This window comes from Paenibacillus sp. FSL M7-0656 (genome assembly GCF_038003225.1).
In the GTDB taxonomy this organism is placed as follows: domain Bacteria; phylum Bacillota; class Bacilli; order Paenibacillales; family Paenibacillaceae; genus Paenibacillus; species Paenibacillus amylolyticus.
The window spans coordinates 2,242,207-2,258,513 of record NZ_JBBOOT010000001.1 but is presented as its reverse complement, the minus strand read 5'-3'; the positions used below and the strand labels follow the sequence as shown (position 1 = coordinate 2,258,513).

Sequence of the window (16,307 nt, the reverse complement as noted above, 5' to 3'; positions counted from 1 at the left end):
GGGAACGGTGCGTGATAGAAAGCATTGACCAATTGCTGTCTCATCCCTTGGGGATGGTACTCGGTTTTTTCTCGGTAGCGATTATGGAGCTGCTTGTATTTCTGGCTTGCTTCGAACTGGTGACTAAGTATAAATGCTGGACGGAGATCAAGAAGGGCAATGTGGCCGTTGCGATGGCTACAGGAGGTAAGATCTTCGGGATCTGCAACGTATTGCGGTTCTGCATACAAGCGAAATCTTCGGTATATGAAGCCATGACGTGGTCATTTGTAGGGTTTATCCTTCTGCTCATTGCCTACTTTTTGTTCGAATTCCTGACACCCGTGTTCTCCATTGATAAGGAGATCGAATCGGATAACCGAGCTGTCGGATTGATATCCATGATTATTTCAGTCTCGCTGTCGTTTGTAATTGGCGCGAGCATTATCTAGGGGGATCGGTCATGAAGATATTGATACGAATTCTGTTTGCGGCATCGATCGTGTTTTTTGCCATCGGTGTCATCTATGTAATGAATACATGATTATATGAAAGAGAAAGGTTGATCAATATGGAAACAACAGTATGCCCTTGGTGTCAGACGGAGATTGTATGGGATGAGGAGCTCGGTCCTGAAGAAGAGTGTCCTTATTGCCACAATGAGTTAAAAGGATACCGTACACTCAACATTAACATCGATGATGAAGAGAACGATGAAGCTGAGGACGACATCTATGATGTAGACGATGTAACGAACGAGAAACAGACTACGGATCTTTCGGATCTGTGGGGGGATGAAGTCGAACTCAAATTGCCGGAGTTGCGAACGTTAACCAAATACGCGGATGAAGGTAATGATCTCATTCAGTATGAACAAGGTGTACAGAAGCAACTTGATCATCAGGAAGAAGTACCAGAGTGCCCGAATTGCCGCGAATTCATGATTCTCGCAGGTACACAAGCTGCAACGCAGGATAACTTCACACCAGTTGCTAACGCAGCTTCAGGCGAAGGGTCACTATTGGCATCACCGTTTAAAGTATTGACCTATGTATGCTCGGGATGTTTCCAAGTTCAATACAGTCTGTCTGAGGAAGATCGTCTGCGTCTGATCAAGAACCTGAGTACGCAGGAATAAACATTTCGGAGATTCTAACCAATTTCATAGCAATCCTGAAGATTCATCATGTTTTCCTCTTGCTTGGGGCACGTTAACCCTAAGACCTACCTGTACATAGTTCACTTCAGGTGGATGAAGGAGGAGCAGATGAAGATTACTTTAGGCCGACAATCCATTCTGCTTTTGGGCGTGAATGGATTGTTTGCGTTAGCCGGAGCGCTGTCGGGAACCTTTTTGAATGTGTTTCTGTGGAAAAGCCGTCCGGATTATGCCATGTTGGGGTGGTTCACTCTCAGCCAGCAACTGGCCATTGGACTGACATTCTGGCTTGCTGGCAAATGGGTCAAGGAACACAATAAAATGAGTGCACTACGACTAGGTACTGCGCTGTCCGGCATATTTTATATGATAGTCCTCTGGGCTGGGTCCAAAGCTGTAGACTGGATATGGCCTCTGGGTATGCTACTAGGTTGTTCCTTGGGGTTATTCTGGATTGCATTTAATGTTGTGTATTTTGAAATAACGGATCGGGAAAACAGGGATCTATTCAATGGCTGGGTCGGGTTACTTGGTTCGATGACAGGAATTATAGGTCCATGGTTCTCCGGTCTGATTATTACTCGCATGACAGACAACACAGGATATCGGCTCATCTTCACGGTATCACTCGTTATTTATGTCATAGCAGTAGTTTTTAGTTTTTTTCTGAAAAAAAGAAAGGTGAGCGGTACATACCGCTGGTCGGAACCTTGGATACAGCTATCCAAGCGGGATAGTCCCTGGAGGACCTTAGGCTTGGGTTTATTCGCTCAGGGTGCACGTGAAGGTGTCTTTGCCTTCCTGATTGCACTGCTTGTATATTTGGCTACCGCACAGGAGTACAAATTGGGGCAGTTCTCACTCATCACTTCTGCTGTGGCACTAGTAAGTTATTGGGCAGCCGGGAAATGGTTCAAACCACAGTATAGATCAAAAGGCATGTTCATTGGAGCCCTCATTCTGCTCGTTGTGCTTCTTCCTCTTCTCTGGAAAGTGACCTATGGTACCCTGTTAATCATGGGGATTGGGAGTGCTGTTGCGATGCCGTTATATGTATTACCGATGATATCAGCGGGATTCGACATGATGGGCACAAGTGGCGAAAATGTAGAGAAAAGGGTTGAACTTGTCGTTTTGAGAGAGTTATGCCTGATGCTTGGCAGACTATGTGGATTGGCCATATTTATTGTGACGGTCTTAAATGCTCCGTCTCTACGCATGTTAACCTGGCTTATTATTGTCCTCGGTGCTTCTCCGCTAATTGGATGGCTCTTTATGCGCAAGTTATTGAACCGAACGGAAGGGCAAGAGCCCTCGGCTTAGCAGGCTTCACAATATATAAACAGGGTACAGCGGCGGGAAAAGAGAACTTTCCGTGTGCTGTACCCTGTTTGTAATTGTATTGATTCATTTGTTGGTTATACAGGAGATGGTTTATTTGTACGTGTGAGAGAGAACAGATCCATATCAGGGTTTTGTTTGCCAGTAATAGCATCCACAATTAAGGAAGCAGCAATCATGCTGTATACGGTCCCGTTACCTCCATACCCTTCTACAAAGTACGAATTCGGATAGTCTGGGTGTGGACCGATTAACGGAAGACCATCATGGGTGCTTCCAAAGACAGCCTCCCAAGCGTAATCGACTTCGAGATCAGGTAATGGGAAATACTCGGCAATCTTCTGTAGCAAAATCTCACCTTTATGAACCGCCTTGATAGCCCGTTGTTCTTCTCGAGGACGATTCTCATCAAGTCCACCTGCAATAATTCTTCCGTCTGGAGTTGTGCGCATATATAGATAAGGTCGTTCGGTCTCCCATATCATGCATTGCTTATACCAGCTGCTGAGATCCTTTAGTGGCTTGGTAGCGATAGCATAGGTGCTTTGAAGGTATGCGCCCCTGTCCTTTTTAATTTCTTGTGTTTCATAGCCTGTTGAGAAAATAACATGTTTGGCACGTACAGTGCCATGAGGTGTGTAACATAGGACACCATTTTCATCATAATCACAATGGGTGAATTCACTATGAGCATAGACTCTTGCTCCTTGACGTGAGGCTGAGTGGAATAGTGAGTGAACCAAACGATAGGGATTAACCTCAGCATCCCCGCTTGTGTATAATGCAGCACGTTTGCTGAACGGGAATAGTGCACTGATTTTTTCCTGATCCCACAGCTCCACATCAAATCCATAATGTTTCAGGTTACGATATTCTTCCTCCAGCAACGATACATCTTCCTCGTGACTGGCACAATAGAGACTTGTACGGGGCAAAAACCAAGGATCAATCTCAAGCTTCGATGAAATTTTTTCGAGATGGTGCATGGCATCCCGGCATAATTCGTAGAATCGAACACCGCGTTCTTCTCCAAATGTCTGGATACAAGAGGTGAGCGTTTTGTCATTCGTATATTGGAGCAGGCCCGTATTTGCCATACTACTGCCATAACCGATATCTCTTTTGTCAATAACAACGGTGTCAATCCCCTGATCCGTCAAAAGCTTGGCAGACAACGCGCCTCCCATTCCACCACCGATGATTAGACAATCACAGGACAGGTTTTCTTGCAAAACAGGATAATGGGGATGGGAAGCAAAGGTAGTTGGCCAAAATGTTTTTCCGTTAATAAGTTCCATAATTGATCACCTCTGTTGAATATAGTTGAAGTATACTTTTTCAGGTTAGGGTAACAATAAATTCGCAATAACTTTAGATTAAGGAGGTTAGATATACATGCAAAACTCACAAATGCAAGCACTGAGCCCAAAGGAACTGAACTATATTGCGGATTCAATTTCCAATGAGGAAATGTTAATCAAACAATGTGCAGCTACAGCCTCCATCACACATAATCCGCAAATTCAACAGGCGCTGAATCATTATGTTCGCTCACATGAGCAGCATCTGAATACTCTTGTCAATGCGTTACAGCAACATCAATCTCTTGCACCAGCGCAATCACAGTAAAGTTCAAAACATGACAAGTTATTTCAAAGTATAGGAGGAAAATACGTGTACACTCAATCTTTGTCATCTGGTGGAAATTTTATGCAGGAGCAGGATCTGCTGAAGTCGATTCTTGCAGATTTAAGACGAACCTCACGCGAATATACGACTGCGACAACGGAAGCTTCCTGCCCCATGACACGTCGAATGTTCACAGACCTGACGAACGATACCCTAAGATTACAAGGGGAACTGTTCAATCTGATGCAGCAAAACAACATGTATTCTGTCTCATCCAAGGCACTTCGTCAGGATGTGGACAAGCAAATTCAGTCCGCCCACCAGACCCAACAAAAGTGTCAGCAATTCATTCAGGAAAAGAATACGCAGAACAGTTCATATAGCCAAGCTCCTAATGTGTCTCAGCATCAACCGAATTACGGTAACCCTTATTACATGTAACCTTTGCAAAAGAGGTTTGAAGCACCTAACGTTACAGGACCATACCACCGCTTGCCTGAATTCAGGGCAGGCGGTCTTTTGTCTATGCATCAACGTCAAATTCATGTAATATAAGTATTAATTCATTTTCAGGAACCTGGATGACGCTGGAGGGAAAACCATGAAAGATTTGAACGATCTGCAATTAAAAGTTCTGGATCTGCTGAAGGAAGACGCGAGAAGGACTCCCGCACTGCTGTCGACGCTGCTGGGGGAGTCGGAAGACAAGATCAAGAACGCCGTGGCACAGCTAGAACAAGACCACGTCATCGTGAAATACGCAACCGTCGTGAACTGGAGCAAAATAGATGATGAAAAAGTAACGGCCCTGATTGAAGTGCAGATCACGCCGGAGCGTGGTCGTGGTTTTGAAGGGATTGCCGAACGTATTTATCTCTATCCGCAAGTAAAGTCCGTATATCTCATGTCCGGTGCATACGATCTGCTCGTTGAAGTGGAAGGTGGCAACCTGCGTGAAGTCGCTAATTTTGTGTCGGAGAAACTGTCTCCGATAGACTCTGTACTTTCAACCAAAACGAATTTTATTCTTAAAAAATATAAGCAGGACGGGATTATCTTTGAAGACCATCAGGAAGACAACCGTCTCATGATCTCGCCGTAAAGGAAGATGTGTCATGATAGTGAATGAACAGACAACCGGGAACAACAAGAAAATGACATCTTATCTGGCACCCCTCGTGCAGCAGATACCTCCATCCGGAATTCGTAAATTTTTTGATCTGGTTGGAGACAACAAGGATATTATCACATTGGGTGTGGGTGAACCTGATTTTGTTACCCCTTGGCATATGCGTGAAGCTTGTGTATACTCGCTGGAAAGAGGTATGACCAGCTACACATCCAACGCAGGTATGCCGAAGTTGAGAGAAGCCATCAGTGAATATCTGGATACTCAGTTTGATACCAAATACGATCCCAAGGATGAGATTATTGTTACCGTGGGTGGCAGTGAAGCGATTGACTTGGCTTTGCGCGCATTAATCGTACCTGGCGACGAGATTCTCATTCCTGAACCTTCGTACGTGGCGTATTCACCAATCGCTTCTATCGGTGGCGGTATACCCGTTGGTGTTGAAACCTATGCGAAAGATCAGTTCAAGTTAACGGCCGAAGCACTTGAAGCTGGTATCACACCGAAGTCGAAAGTGGTTATTCTGTGTTATCCGAGTAATCCCACTGGAGCCATCATGACGTATGAAGAGTGGTTGCCTATTGCTGAAGTGATTAAAAAGCATGATCTGATTGTGATCGCGGATGAAATTTACGCTGAATTGACGTATACGCAAAAACATGTTAGCTTTGCAGCTATCCCTGACATGAAGGAGCGGACCATTCTCGTAAGCGGATTTTCGAAGGCTTTTGCAATGACAGGTTGGCGGATCGGTTACATGTGTGGTCATCCTGAGCTTATTGCAGCCATGCTCAAAATCCATCAGTATACGGTAATGTGTGCGCCGGCCATGGGTCAGGTTGCTGCACTTGAGGCGTTGACAAATGGTTTGGGTGAGAAAGATCGGATGGTAGAATCGTATAATCAGCGTAGACGTTTAATTGTGCAGGGATTCAGGGATATTGGACTTGATTGTCATGAACCTCAGGGAGCATTCTATGCATTCCCGAGCATTCAAAAGACGGGTATGAGTTCAGACCTGTTTGCTGAGCGATTGTTAACGGAGAATAAAGTGGCTGCTGTTCCGGGCAATGTTTTTGGTCCTCAGGGTGAAGGCTTCTTGCGTTGTTCTTACGCTACTTCTGTAACCCAATTAAATGAAGCTTTGGAACGAATCGGAAACTTTGTTTACAAACTGCAAAAAGAGGGTTAATACTAAAATAGAATCTTTTTACAAATGTGACATAGTTATATTGGAAAAAATAACTTCCTTTTACAAAATAATGTGATATAATTTCAATTTGAAATAAGTTTTCATAAATTTGGAAACCATTTTTCCAAGGAGGGGTTAGCTTTGTTTTGTGTTGAATATGATTTACCGACGAATCGTGGGCACTATCTGGCAGAAGGCGATCATGGCGACCGATGGTCGGTGAAACCCGATAACGCATCTTTGCATGACATTTCCTTGGAAGATGAAATTCATATGCTTCGTCGCAAGATGGAACAGATCTTCCTCGAAGAGAAATCATTCACATCCGATATTGTAATTGAAATCAGCAGTTTGCTGGATTTAAAGATTAATGAATATATGAAGGCTAACCCAATTAAAGCAAAATAACGTTTATGCGGGAGTGAAACGTTTCATTAATCGAATTAGAAAGGGAGACCTGAGAAGGTCTTCTTTTTTTGTGTGTAAAGGCAGGGTGATCCCCCGATAAGCCAGGTTATTTTTTTGCGTGGAACAATTGTGATATATTGGACATAGGAGACTAAAGGGGGAACTGGAATGAAGAGATTTTGGGGGCTTACTGCAATCATTTCTATCGTTTTTCTGCTTGCTGGTTGTGGAGGTAAAGATGGTTTTTCCATTTTCATCATTGATAACCAAGGAAATCCATCTGTAATCTCAGAACAGTTACAGGCCAATCTGCAACAGAAACTGGGCGAGGAACCCAAGGTAGAAGTGATTACCAGTGCGATGTATGATGTTCAGAAAATTATGGTAGAGTATGCGGCTGGAGGACATGATATCTTCATTTTGCCTGAGTCCGACATGAAACAATACGGAAGTAATGGCTCCAATGTTCCGCTGGATGATACTTTTGATCCCAAGAAGTTTGAACGGGGTGTATTTGAGGGTGGAGTATTGGTAGAGAAGGGTGAAGGAGATGAAGGTTCAGACATCAAGCAAGAATCACATCTTTACGGCATTCCACTCGAAGATATGAAAATGTTTAAAGATGTAGAATATGCTGCGAGCAATTTGTTCGCCACCATTCCAGTGTCATCTTCCAATGTCGAAGAATCCAAAAAAGTGCTGAAGGCGCTGACAGAGTAAAGAAAATTCAGAATGGCTATGGAAGGAGGGAAGCGGATTGCTGATTACGGTCACAGGCGGCATAGGTAGTGGTAAAACCCGGTTTGCCCTCAAGTACGCAGCCGGGATTAGCCGGGAGGGTGTATATTTATCCACCGGTGATCATGATCCCGTTATTCCCGAATTGCCATCCGCTCATTATCGTGCCATTCATGCCGGGAACGGTCAGCATCTGACAGAGGTGATCACCCAGATTAATCGGGAATCCAATCTGTTTTTGGCGGATCAGCGAATTGTAATTGTAGACAGTCTGACCTCCTGGATGGCTGCCGGTTTCAGGGCAACAGAGGATCTGGATCATCAGCGTTCAGAGACACAGCTTTTGCTTGATGCATTATTGTCTTATCAGGGGAAGTTGCTTGTGATTACCAATGAAATGCATGGCACATTGCATCCTACCGAGGAAGAACGAATATTTACAGCGAGAATGGCTTCGGTTAATCGGATGCTGCAGATACATGCTGAAAAGATGTACTTGCTGGTATCTGGTCTGGCTATCGATCTTAAGAGTCAGGGCATGCGAAATGAAGATGAACGATAGCGAGATGACATAAACGGGTGACATAAAGAAGCCTCCTTAACCACGAATTGGTGGCGAGGAGGCTTTATTTATTAAGCTATCCTTTTTATTTCTGCTTTTTGCTACGTCTGATCCACCAGATGATACATCCGATGACAATAATGGCCAGAATGACGTACACTACAATGGAATAGACGTCCATAAAGTGCAAAATGCTCTCCCATGATGCGCCAAGCGCAGCACCAACGCAGACCAGAATGACATTCCAGATCAATGTACCAATGGTTGTAAAGAGAAGGAATAAACCAAATTTCATATTGGACATGCCTGCGGGAATGGAGATAAGACTACGAACGAGGGGAACCATTCGGCAGAATAATACGGTCCACATGCCATATTTGTCAAACCATGCGTCGACACGGTGAATATCCTCTTTTTTGATGCGCAGAACATGTCCCCAGCGTTCCACAATTTTCTCAAGGCGTTCGACGTCAATGAGTAGACCAATACCATACAGGATCACAGCACCAAGGACAGAACCAATAGTTGCAGCGATAATAACTCCTGGAATAGTGAGACTGGTATAGGTGGTCATGAATCCGCCAAACGGCAAGATGATTTCGGATGGAATCGGGGGAAATACGTTCTCAAGAGCAATAATGAGTGCAATGCCTATGTAGCCGTATTGTTCCATGAAATCGGTTATCCAGTTTTGCATAATCGTCTCCTTTACTTTTGGTTTCCTTTGATTTGTCGTATACTCGGCAGAGCACACCAATTCTTATATACGTGTAAAGCGATAGACGGGTTTCTGAAAAAATGGCATTCCCGTATTCATTATTATATTACCAATTGGAGGGATAACGATGGGCATATATACACGAACAGGTGACGAAGGACAAACTTCGGTCATCGGTGGACGCGTCATCAAGGATGATGACCGGGTTGAGGCTTATGGCACGATTGATGAGTTGAACTGTTTTGTAGGCCAGGCGATCAGCCTTATTGACTCGGCTCAAGGGGAATTTGAAGATCTGCGTGAACATCTGCTGGAAGTTCAGCAGGAACTGTTTGATTGCGGATCGGATCTGGCCTTTGTGAAGATTAGTGAGACCAAATATAAGGTGAGAGATGAAATGGTCACACGTCTGGAACAATGGATCGACCAGTATGATGCAGAGAATCCAAAAGTGGAACGATTCATTATTCCAGGTGGCAGTCAGCTGTCCTCTGCTCTTCATGTGTGCCGTACTGTATGTCGTCGCGCAGAGCGTCGCACGGTAACACTTGGACAACATACAGATATTAATCCGTCTGTACGACGGTATCTAAACCGACTGTCTGATTACTTCTTCGTGGTTGCACGGACAGCCAACGCGAGACAACAGGTGGCGGATATTGAATATGTGCGGAGCAAAAAAGTCTTCCGCCGCAAAGAATGAGCCAGTATTATTCGCCGATTGTCTACACGGTGACCGAACAAGAAGATGGCTGGCTGCTGAAGACCGTGCTTCAGCGCCGGCTGCTGGTGTCGCGTAAGCTTTTGTCCAAAATTAAGTTGACGGAGCAAGGTGTCATGCTTAATGGAGAGCGCGTGTACATTAGCGTCAAGGTAGCTGCGGGTGATGTCGTTGAAGTTCGGATGGAGCAAGAGGAATCGGATGATATTTTGCCTGAGCCTATTCCCTTTACCGTTCTGTATGAAGATGAGCACTTGCTTATTGTCAACAAGGATGCGGGCATCATCGTTCATCCGACACATGGACATTATACAGGTACTTTGGCAAATGGCGTTGTTCATTACTGGAAAACCAAGGGCGAGCGCTTTCGGTTTAGACCGATTCATCGCCTTGATCAGGAAACGTCAGGTGTTCTCGCCATAGCCAAGAACCCTTATGTCCATCAACATGTCTCTGAACAGATGATTGCAGGAACAGTGGACAAGAAATATATTGCACTTGTGCACGGCAGTCCTGTCCCGGAACAGGGGGCAGTAGATGGCCCGATCGATCGCGATTCTGAAGAGCCACACCGCCGAATCGTAACACCTGATGGTTACGCTGCAAGAACGTTGTACACAACCTTAACACGTTGGTCAGGGGGCAGCGCCAGTGCGATAAGCCTCAAGCTGGAAAGTGGCAGAACCCATCAGATCAGGGTACATATGACGTCCATCGGCTGTCCATTAATCGGTGATCGAATGTACAAGACATTACCTGTGCACGAGATCGATGAGCAGACCATGGCTGTTCGAGAAGAACGGGATACCTGGATCGAACGCCAGGCATTACATGCCTGTGAGCTGACATTTGAACATCCCATTCTACAGGAACGCATAACGTTCCAGGCTCCTTTTCCAGCAGATATGGCCGCGCTGGAGAAGCGTTTGAATGATGAGGCAGCTCCGAGAGAAGAACTGTAGGAAGCTGCGACGGGGCTCTTAGATTTCCTTAGATACGCCCTCTGTGTCGTAGCTTTCTGTACGGCAAGCCTTGGTTGAGGTCAACGCTGGTGGGCTATTCCATGTGAGGGGGCTTAATGCACCTGAACAACATGCCGCAGGCTAATCATTATGGTTGTAGACTCTTTAGTCCTTAAAGTTTTAAGGTCTTGATCCAAAAAATATAGCGAATGTGTTTTGATCTCATTCGCAAAAGTCAGTAAAATTACATGGCGATGGTATCGATTTGGAGCGACTTTTGGATTTGTGAAGCAAACCAAGGGAAGCGAGAAGTCGATACCGGAGCATTTGGAGGAACACATACATGAGTAACTTAAAAGTATATCAATATGCCAAATGCGGCACATGCCGCAAAGCTGTAAAATGGCTTGAAGCTCAAGGACATGAGCTGGAGCTAATCCCTATTTTTGACTCACCGCCTTCCGAATCTGAACTAACAGAACTCATCCAAAAGAGCGGACTGGAAGTGAAAAAGTTCTTTAATACGAGTGGGGAAGTATACAAAGAACAACAATTGAAGGACAAGCTTCCAGGCCTGTCCGCTGATGAACAGATTCGTTTACTGGCTTCCAATGGTCGACTGATCAAACGTCCGATCGTTACGGATGGAGAAAAGGTGACGGTTGGATTCAAGGAAGAAACGTATGAGCAGGAATGGAATAACGCATAAACGCGCTGAATATCAGCCTTGAATTGTTCAAAATTCAGGGCTTTTTTGGCTGAACGATGGTTGGCGGAACTATGCTATAATGATAGAATTAGTTTCGTATTTTATATGCTAGATTTAGATAGGAGAGAACAAATTCAAGTGAATCAACGTAATGAACCTACTTTGTTGCTGGTAGATGGTATGGCGGTGTTGTTCCGTGCTTTTTATGCGACATCTGCAAGCGGATATATCAGACGTACAAAGGCAGGATTGCCTACCAACGCAGTCTACGGATTTATCCGTTATTTCTGGGATGCGGTTCAGACTTTTGGGCCAAGTCATGTCGTATGTTGTTGGGATATGGGCGGTAAGACGTTCCGCGGTGAAGAATATGCAGCCTACAAAGGCAACCGGGCTGAAGCTCCGGATGATCTGATTCCCCAGTTTGCTCTGATTCGTGAAGTCATGGATAGCCTGGGTATTCCGAATATAGGTGCACAAGGATTCGAAGCCGACGATTGTATCGGGACCCTTGCGAAGTATTATACCGAAGAGACAGATATGAATGTTATGGTACTGACGGGTGACCACGACATGTTGCAACTGATCAATGACCGCACAAGTATCATTATTATGAAAAAAGGCCATGGCAACTACATGGTGTACAACCCTGAAACACTCATGGCAGAGAAACAACTGACACCTCGTCAAGTGATTGACATGAAGGGTCTGATGGGAGATGCCAGCGACAATTATCCCGGAGTACGGGGAATTGGTGAGAAAACAGCGTTGAAGCTTGTACAGGAATACGGCTCCATTGAAGGGATTCTGAGCAACATGGATAAACTGACCCCTTCGGTGCGTAACAAGATTGAAAATGATCTGGACATGCTTCATCTGTCCCGCAAACTGGCAGAGATTCATTGTGCTGTTCCGGTTGCCTGTGCGCTGGATATCTGTGAATTGCGTCTTGATCCGGATATGGTGATGGACAAGTTTGAACAACTTGAGATGAAGAGCCTTGGCTCTTGGATGGGAGTGGCAATAGGGTGAGCAACATGAAGAACGTACGAACAGGCAAAAAGTGGTGGACAGGGGCTATGGCCCTTGTCCTGGCCTTGCCCGTAATTCTTTCGGGAGCAGTAAGTGCACCACAGACAGTGGATGCCAAAGCAGCAATTAGCACCAAAGTACAGAAAGTAAAAGCAGCAGGACGTAATTTTACCGTACAGACCGTTTCGATTCCAAAGGGAACACCGGTTACCGTGGGACTCGCGAAGAAGCAAGTTGGCCAGACGGCAACATTGCCATCGATTGTGAAAGCCTATGGTGCGCAAGCAGCCATTAACGGAGCATTTTTTGAAGCATATAACGGAGCACCAGATCCATACGGTATGTTAATAGCAAATGGTAAGGTCATACATATTGGAAGATACGGAACATCCATCGGATTTAAGGAAGACGGCTCGGCGATCATGGATTCACTTCAGGTGAGTTTGACAGGTAAAGTAACGGATACAAAAGGTAAATCACGGAGTTGGTATGCAACCTTTATTAATCGAACACCTTCAGCGAACGCAAGCATTACGATGCTGTATACGCCTGAACGAGGTGCCACAGTCGGATTCAAAGGTGGCACTGCGGTTGTCATGGAGAAAGGTATCGTGACCAAAAAAGTGCCCAATACAAATGTAGCGATCCCTAAGAATGGCTCGGTACTGGTCTTCACAGGTAATCAGAAGTCTTCTTCGGACCGTTTCACTGTTGGTTCGACCGTAGAAATGAATTATAAGTATACGAACGCAGCAGGCAAAGAGATCCCTTGGCAAGATGTAGTGACTGCTGTTGGGGCAGGACCCCGTCTGGTAAAAGACGGTAAGGTAGCTGTCAATCCGACGAGCGAAGGTTTCAAGGATGCCAAGATTCTTAATGCTTCCGGAGCCAGAAGTGGTATTGCGATCATGGCGGACGGTTCTGTTATGCTGGCTACCGTTTCCGGAGCAACAATCAAGGAGTGGGCAGCGGTAATGCAGAAGCTTGGCGCCAAACAGGCCATGAATCTGGATGGCGGTGCTTCCTCGGGTATGTATGCCGGGGGCAAAATGTTGACTTCTCCAGGTCGGCTATTGAGTAATACACTCGTATTTGGCGGCTCTGTGCGTTAAAAGAAAGTGATTATGGGAGGTATGACGCAAATGACACTCACATCTGATCGAAAGCCAGGGGAGGGCAATACAGCTGTTCTGGCCATTAATGTAGGACTGCCGCAGCCGCTCCCTGGGCAGAAGCGTGAAGTGCTGAGCGGCATTGTGAAACATCCTGTATCCGACGCGATTTTCCTGTCATTCACTGGAATGACAGGGGACGCGCAGGCGGATCTGGTGCATCATGGCGGACCTGACAAAGCCGTTTGTGTATACGATTACAGTCGTTATCCGGCGCTGGAACAACTGATGGATCGCAAGCTGGATTGGGGAGCTTGTGGAGAAAATCTGACGGTTGAAGGCTGTGCCGAAGAAGACGTACGGATTGGTGATGTGTACGAGTTGGGCCAAGCCACAGTGCAGGTCAGTCAGCCCAGACAACCTTGCTTCAAGCTGGGTGCGAGGTATGACTATAAGGAGCTACCTGTTTATTTTCAGGAGAGTGGATATACCGGCTTTTACTTTCGTGTACTGCAAGAAGGTGAGGTAGGGCCTTCATCGATATTTCGACGGATCAGCACCGATCCAGCCTCAATGACGGTTCTTGAAGCTAATCGAATCATGCATCAGGGGAAAGAAAATGTCGAAGGTATTCAGGCGTTGCTGGCCATTCCTGCGCTGTCAGACAGCTGGAGGCAAACGTTAATGAAACGATTGTCCAAGCTGGAGAACAAGTAGCAGGGTAATTATCGTGTCATCAAGTAAAGCAATTCGAATTCCTTTTTAAACTAACTTGGGAGTGTGACTAACATGACGATCTTAGGCGCAATTGAAGCAGGCGGAACCAAATTTGTATGTGGTATTGGCACAGAAAACGGAGAAGTTCTGGAACGCGTAAGTTTTCCAACAACAACACCGGAAGAGACCATGGCTCAAGTGATTTCATTTTTTGAAGGCAAAGGCATTGAAGCTCTGGGTGTAGGTTCATTCGGTCCGATTGATCCGATTGAAGGAAGCCCAACATATGGCTATATCACAACAACACCTAAACCACATTGGGGACAGTATAACGTGATTGGCAAGCTCAAGGAGCATTTTGATGTGCCGATGACATTTGATACGGATGTGAATGGTGCGGCACTTGGAGAAGCAACCTGGGGCGCTGCACAAGGTCTTGAGAGCTGTCTGTATATCACTGTGGGTACAGGTATTGGTGCAGGTGCTGTGGTTGGCGGTAAAATGGTCCATGGATTGTCACATCCAGAGATGGGACATATCATTGTACGCCGACATCCGGAGGATACATACGAGGGTTTCTGTCCGTATCATGGTGACTGCCTCGAAGGCCTTGCAGCAGGACCGGCCATTAACAAACGTTGGGAGCAACCAGCTTATGAACTGCCTGCAGATCATAAAGCTTGGGAGATTGAAGCACATTACCTGGCACACGCACTGATGAACTATGTTCTGATTCTCTCTCCACAGAAAATTGTCATGGGTGGCGGAGTAATGAAGCAGGAGCACCTGTTCCCGATGGTTCGTAGCAAACTGCAGGAGTTGCTGGCTGGATACGTTCAGCATCCGGCGCTTCAGTCCGACATTGACCAGTATGTTGTTTCACCAGGACTTGGCGACAATGCAGGGCTGTGTGGTTCGCTGGCGCTTGCCAAATTGGCATTGAATAAGTAGATTATAAAGGGATTGACGAATTTTACCATTGTGGTATGATATGGGCAACAGCATAGTACGGTTAATGAGGAAGCACCTCTCTTGCATGCATTTTGCAGGAGGGGTGTTTTTTTGTGCTGCCTATAGGTAGCATCTTTAACTCGTATAAGCTAAATATTCAAAGGGAGGGAACGAAAATGGAAGTCATTTTCATGAACAGATTGTCCAGAATGTCAGATCAGAATGCAGAGTATGCACAGTTATGGATTGGGGAAGAGGAAGATAGTTGGCAGCTGGGATGGAGTCGCTATGAGGAAGGAGAGCGTGAGGACAGCATCTGGTATGAGGGGACTTCTTGGGAGGAGCTGCTTCATATTTACCGTCATCAGCTTGCCATACAGATGAGTGAGGGGTACCGACCGCAGTTGCAGGGGTTATTTCATGAGAATGATGATCTGAAGTCACGCAGTTATGGTGGACAGCGGCTCCATTGTTACAGTGAGTTATACGGCAATGAGCAGTTATATACGGATCTGTGCACATGGCGCAGGAAGAGAGCTGTGTCTGACCGGAAGGCACCGTATTTTATTGCAACCAATCGTCTGCTGCGTTTGATCAGTGCCTTTGTTCCGCAATCGCTGGATGAACTGATGCAACTGCCGGGCGTAGGAGAGAGCAAAGCGACTGAGTATGGTTCGGAATGGATGGAGATTACAAACGGGCTGGAGCGTTCAACGACATTCCCGCTGGACTGGGTATACACGGCGCTGAAGGAAGAAGAGTATGAGAGTTGGTTATACAAGCAGAGAGAGCAGAAGTATAAGCAGGAACTTGATAAGTTCACCACGCGTAAGCAGGTGCTTGAAGGCATGAAGGAAGGGTATACGTTAGAGGAGATTGTTAATCGATCCGGATTATCCCGACGCGAGTTGGTTGAGCTGTTAGAGGCACTGGATCACGAAGGTTATGACACCGATTGTCTTCTTGATGTGGAGCTGGCAGTGATGCCAGAGAACGAACAAGAGGCCGTATGGAGTGCGTATGAGGAGCTGGGAGATACGTTCCTGAAGCCAGTATTACATAAGGTGTATGGAGGAGAGAAACCCGATGGAGGAAGTCTGGAGCAGGTCTATGAAAGGCTGCGCATGATTCGAATCCGCTTCCGTCGGCACGCAGAGACAGAGAAGAATGTTGGTTAATAATCAGAAATGAAAAAAGACGAGGCGTTTCTCCCGGAGGAGCGCTTCGTCTTTGTTATTTCATACG

20 protein-coding genes are annotated in these 16,307 nt (G+C 45.9%); 18 read left to right on the top strand and 2 right to left on the bottom strand.

Features of this window, described 5'->3' with window-relative positions; all coding sequences use genetic code 11:
• Window positions 1–11: 11 nt before the first annotated feature.
• From MHI01_RS09750 to MHI01_RS09740, 3 genes are all read left to right on the top strand, one after another.
• Window positions 12–431 carry a DUF350 domain-containing protein gene (locus MHI01_RS09750; protein WP_036610109.1) on the top strand — a complete coding sequence of 140 codons (420 nt, stop codon included), beginning with the start codon at window positions 12–14 and terminating at the stop codon, window positions 429–431.
• 119 nt (window positions 432–550) lie between these two features.
• Window positions 551–1,117 carry a hypothetical protein gene (locus tag MHI01_RS09745; protein WP_036669791.1) on the top strand — a complete coding sequence of 189 codons (567 nt, stop codon included), beginning with the start codon at window positions 551–553 and terminating at the stop codon, window positions 1,115–1,117.
• A 129-nt stretch (window positions 1,118–1,246) separates the two neighbouring features.
• Window positions 1,247–2,461 (top strand): MFS transporter, encoded by a 1,215-nt coding sequence (locus tag MHI01_RS09740; protein ID WP_340026924.1) that lies wholly within the window; start codon window positions 1,247–1,249, stop codon window positions 2,459–2,461.
• Between the two features lie 95 nt (window positions 2,462–2,556).
• On the opposite strand, the gene MHI01_RS09735 is transcribed toward MHI01_RS09740, so the two are convergent.
• A complete protein-coding gene (locus MHI01_RS09735; RefSeq protein ID WP_340983007.1) occupies window positions 2,557–3,777 on the bottom strand; it encodes an NAD(P)/FAD-dependent oxidoreductase in 1,221 nt (406 codons plus the stop codon).
• Window positions 3,778–3,874: 97 nt separating this feature from the next.
• Between MHI01_RS09735 and MHI01_RS09730 the strand changes: the two genes are divergently transcribed.
• The 7 genes from MHI01_RS09730 (at window position 3,875) to MHI01_RS09700 (ending at window position 8,140) form a co-directional block, all read left to right on the top strand.
• Window positions 3,875–4,108, top strand: coding sequence for a hypothetical protein (locus MHI01_RS09730; protein ID WP_047842262.1), 234 nt, complete (start codon window positions 3,875–3,877; stop codon window positions 4,106–4,108).
• Between the two features lie 45 nt (window positions 4,109–4,153).
• Window positions 4,154–4,549, top strand: coding sequence for a spore coat protein (locus MHI01_RS09725; RefSeq protein ID WP_340983006.1), 396 nt, complete (start codon window positions 4,154–4,156; stop codon window positions 4,547–4,549).
• 160 nt (window positions 4,550–4,709) lie between these two features.
• Window positions 4,710–5,210: an Lrp/AsnC family transcriptional regulator gene (locus MHI01_RS09720; protein WP_024628343.1), complete on the top strand. Its 501-nt coding sequence runs from the start codon at window positions 4,710–4,712 to the stop codon at window positions 5,208–5,210.
• A gap of 13 nt (window positions 5,211–5,223) precedes the next feature.
• Window positions 5,224–6,432, top strand: a complete 1,209-nt coding sequence (locus MHI01_RS09715; protein ID WP_036610094.1) for an aminotransferase class I/II-fold pyridoxal phosphate-dependent enzyme — start codon at window positions 5,224–5,226, stop codon at window positions 6,430–6,432.
• 186 nt (window positions 6,433–6,618) lie between these two features.
• Window positions 6,619–6,840 carry an aspartyl-phosphate phosphatase Spo0E family protein gene (locus MHI01_RS09710; RefSeq protein WP_179198508.1) on the top strand — a complete coding sequence of 74 codons (222 nt, stop codon included), beginning with the start codon at window positions 6,619–6,621 and terminating at the stop codon, window positions 6,838–6,840.
• 168 nt (window positions 6,841–7,008) lie between these two features.
• Window positions 7,009–7,560 (top strand): hypothetical protein, encoded by a 552-nt coding sequence (locus tag MHI01_RS09705; RefSeq protein WP_310333874.1) that lies wholly within the window; start codon window positions 7,009–7,011, stop codon window positions 7,558–7,560.
• Window positions 7,561–7,597: 37 nt separating this feature from the next.
• The gene (locus MHI01_RS09700) at window positions 7,598–8,140 is read left to right on the top strand and encodes a bifunctional adenosylcobinamide kinase/adenosylcobinamide-phosphate guanylyltransferase (protein ID WP_017689625.1); all 543 of its coding nucleotides are present in this window, start codon (window positions 7,598–7,600) and stop codon (window positions 8,138–8,140) included.
• Window positions 8,141–8,225: 85 nt separating this feature from the next.
• On the opposite strand, the gene MHI01_RS09695 is transcribed toward MHI01_RS09700, so the two are convergent.
• Entirely contained in the window at window positions 8,226–8,837 is a 612-nt protein-coding gene (locus tag MHI01_RS09695; protein ID WP_074094303.1) for a DedA family protein, read from the bottom strand.
• A gap of 148 nt (window positions 8,838–8,985) precedes the next feature.
• On the opposite strand from MHI01_RS09695, the gene MHI01_RS09690 reads away from it, so the two are divergent.
• The 8 genes from MHI01_RS09690 to MHI01_RS09655 all read left to right on the top strand — a co-directional run bounded on the left by MHI01_RS09690 (window position 8,986) and on the right by MHI01_RS09655 (window position 16,240).
• Complete coding sequence (locus tag MHI01_RS09690) at window positions 8,986–9,561, top strand: cob(I)yrinic acid a,c-diamide adenosyltransferase (protein WP_036610088.1); 576 nt, start codon at window positions 8,986–8,988, stop codon at window positions 9,559–9,561.
• Entirely contained in the window at window positions 9,558–10,541 is a 984-nt protein-coding gene (locus MHI01_RS09685) for an RluA family pseudouridine synthase (protein ID WP_340983005.1), read from the top strand. The genes MHI01_RS09690 and MHI01_RS09685 overlap by 4 nt, the downstream gene beginning before the upstream one ends.
• A gap of 343 nt (window positions 10,542–10,884) precedes the next feature.
• Window positions 10,885–11,250, top strand: coding sequence for an arsenate reductase family protein (locus MHI01_RS09680; RefSeq protein WP_340983004.1), 366 nt, complete (start codon window positions 10,885–10,887; stop codon window positions 11,248–11,250).
• 138 nt (window positions 11,251–11,388) lie between these two features.
• Window positions 11,389–12,282, top strand: coding sequence for a 5'-3' exonuclease (locus MHI01_RS09675; protein ID WP_017689620.1), 894 nt, complete (start codon window positions 11,389–11,391; stop codon window positions 12,280–12,282).
• A gap of 5 nt (window positions 12,283–12,287) precedes the next feature.
• Window positions 12,288–13,394 carry a phosphodiester glycosidase family protein gene (locus MHI01_RS09670; protein WP_301291341.1) on the top strand — a complete coding sequence of 369 codons (1,107 nt, stop codon included), beginning with the start codon at window positions 12,288–12,290 and terminating at the stop codon, window positions 13,392–13,394.
• 30 nt (window positions 13,395–13,424) lie between these two features.
• Window positions 13,425–14,111 (top strand): MOSC domain-containing protein, encoded by a 687-nt coding sequence (locus MHI01_RS09665; protein WP_340983003.1) that lies wholly within the window; start codon window positions 13,425–13,427, stop codon window positions 14,109–14,111.
• Window positions 14,112–14,183: 72 nt separating this feature from the next.
• Window positions 14,184–15,062: an ROK family protein gene (locus MHI01_RS09660; RefSeq protein WP_047842269.1), complete on the top strand. Its 879-nt coding sequence runs from the start codon at window positions 14,184–14,186 to the stop codon at window positions 15,060–15,062.
• Between the two features lie 176 nt (window positions 15,063–15,238).
• Window positions 15,239–16,240 carry an HRDC domain-containing protein gene (locus tag MHI01_RS09655; protein ID WP_340983002.1) on the top strand — a complete coding sequence of 334 codons (1,002 nt, stop codon included), beginning with the start codon at window positions 15,239–15,241 and terminating at the stop codon, window positions 16,238–16,240.
• Window positions 16,241–16,307: the final 67 nt, after the last annotated feature.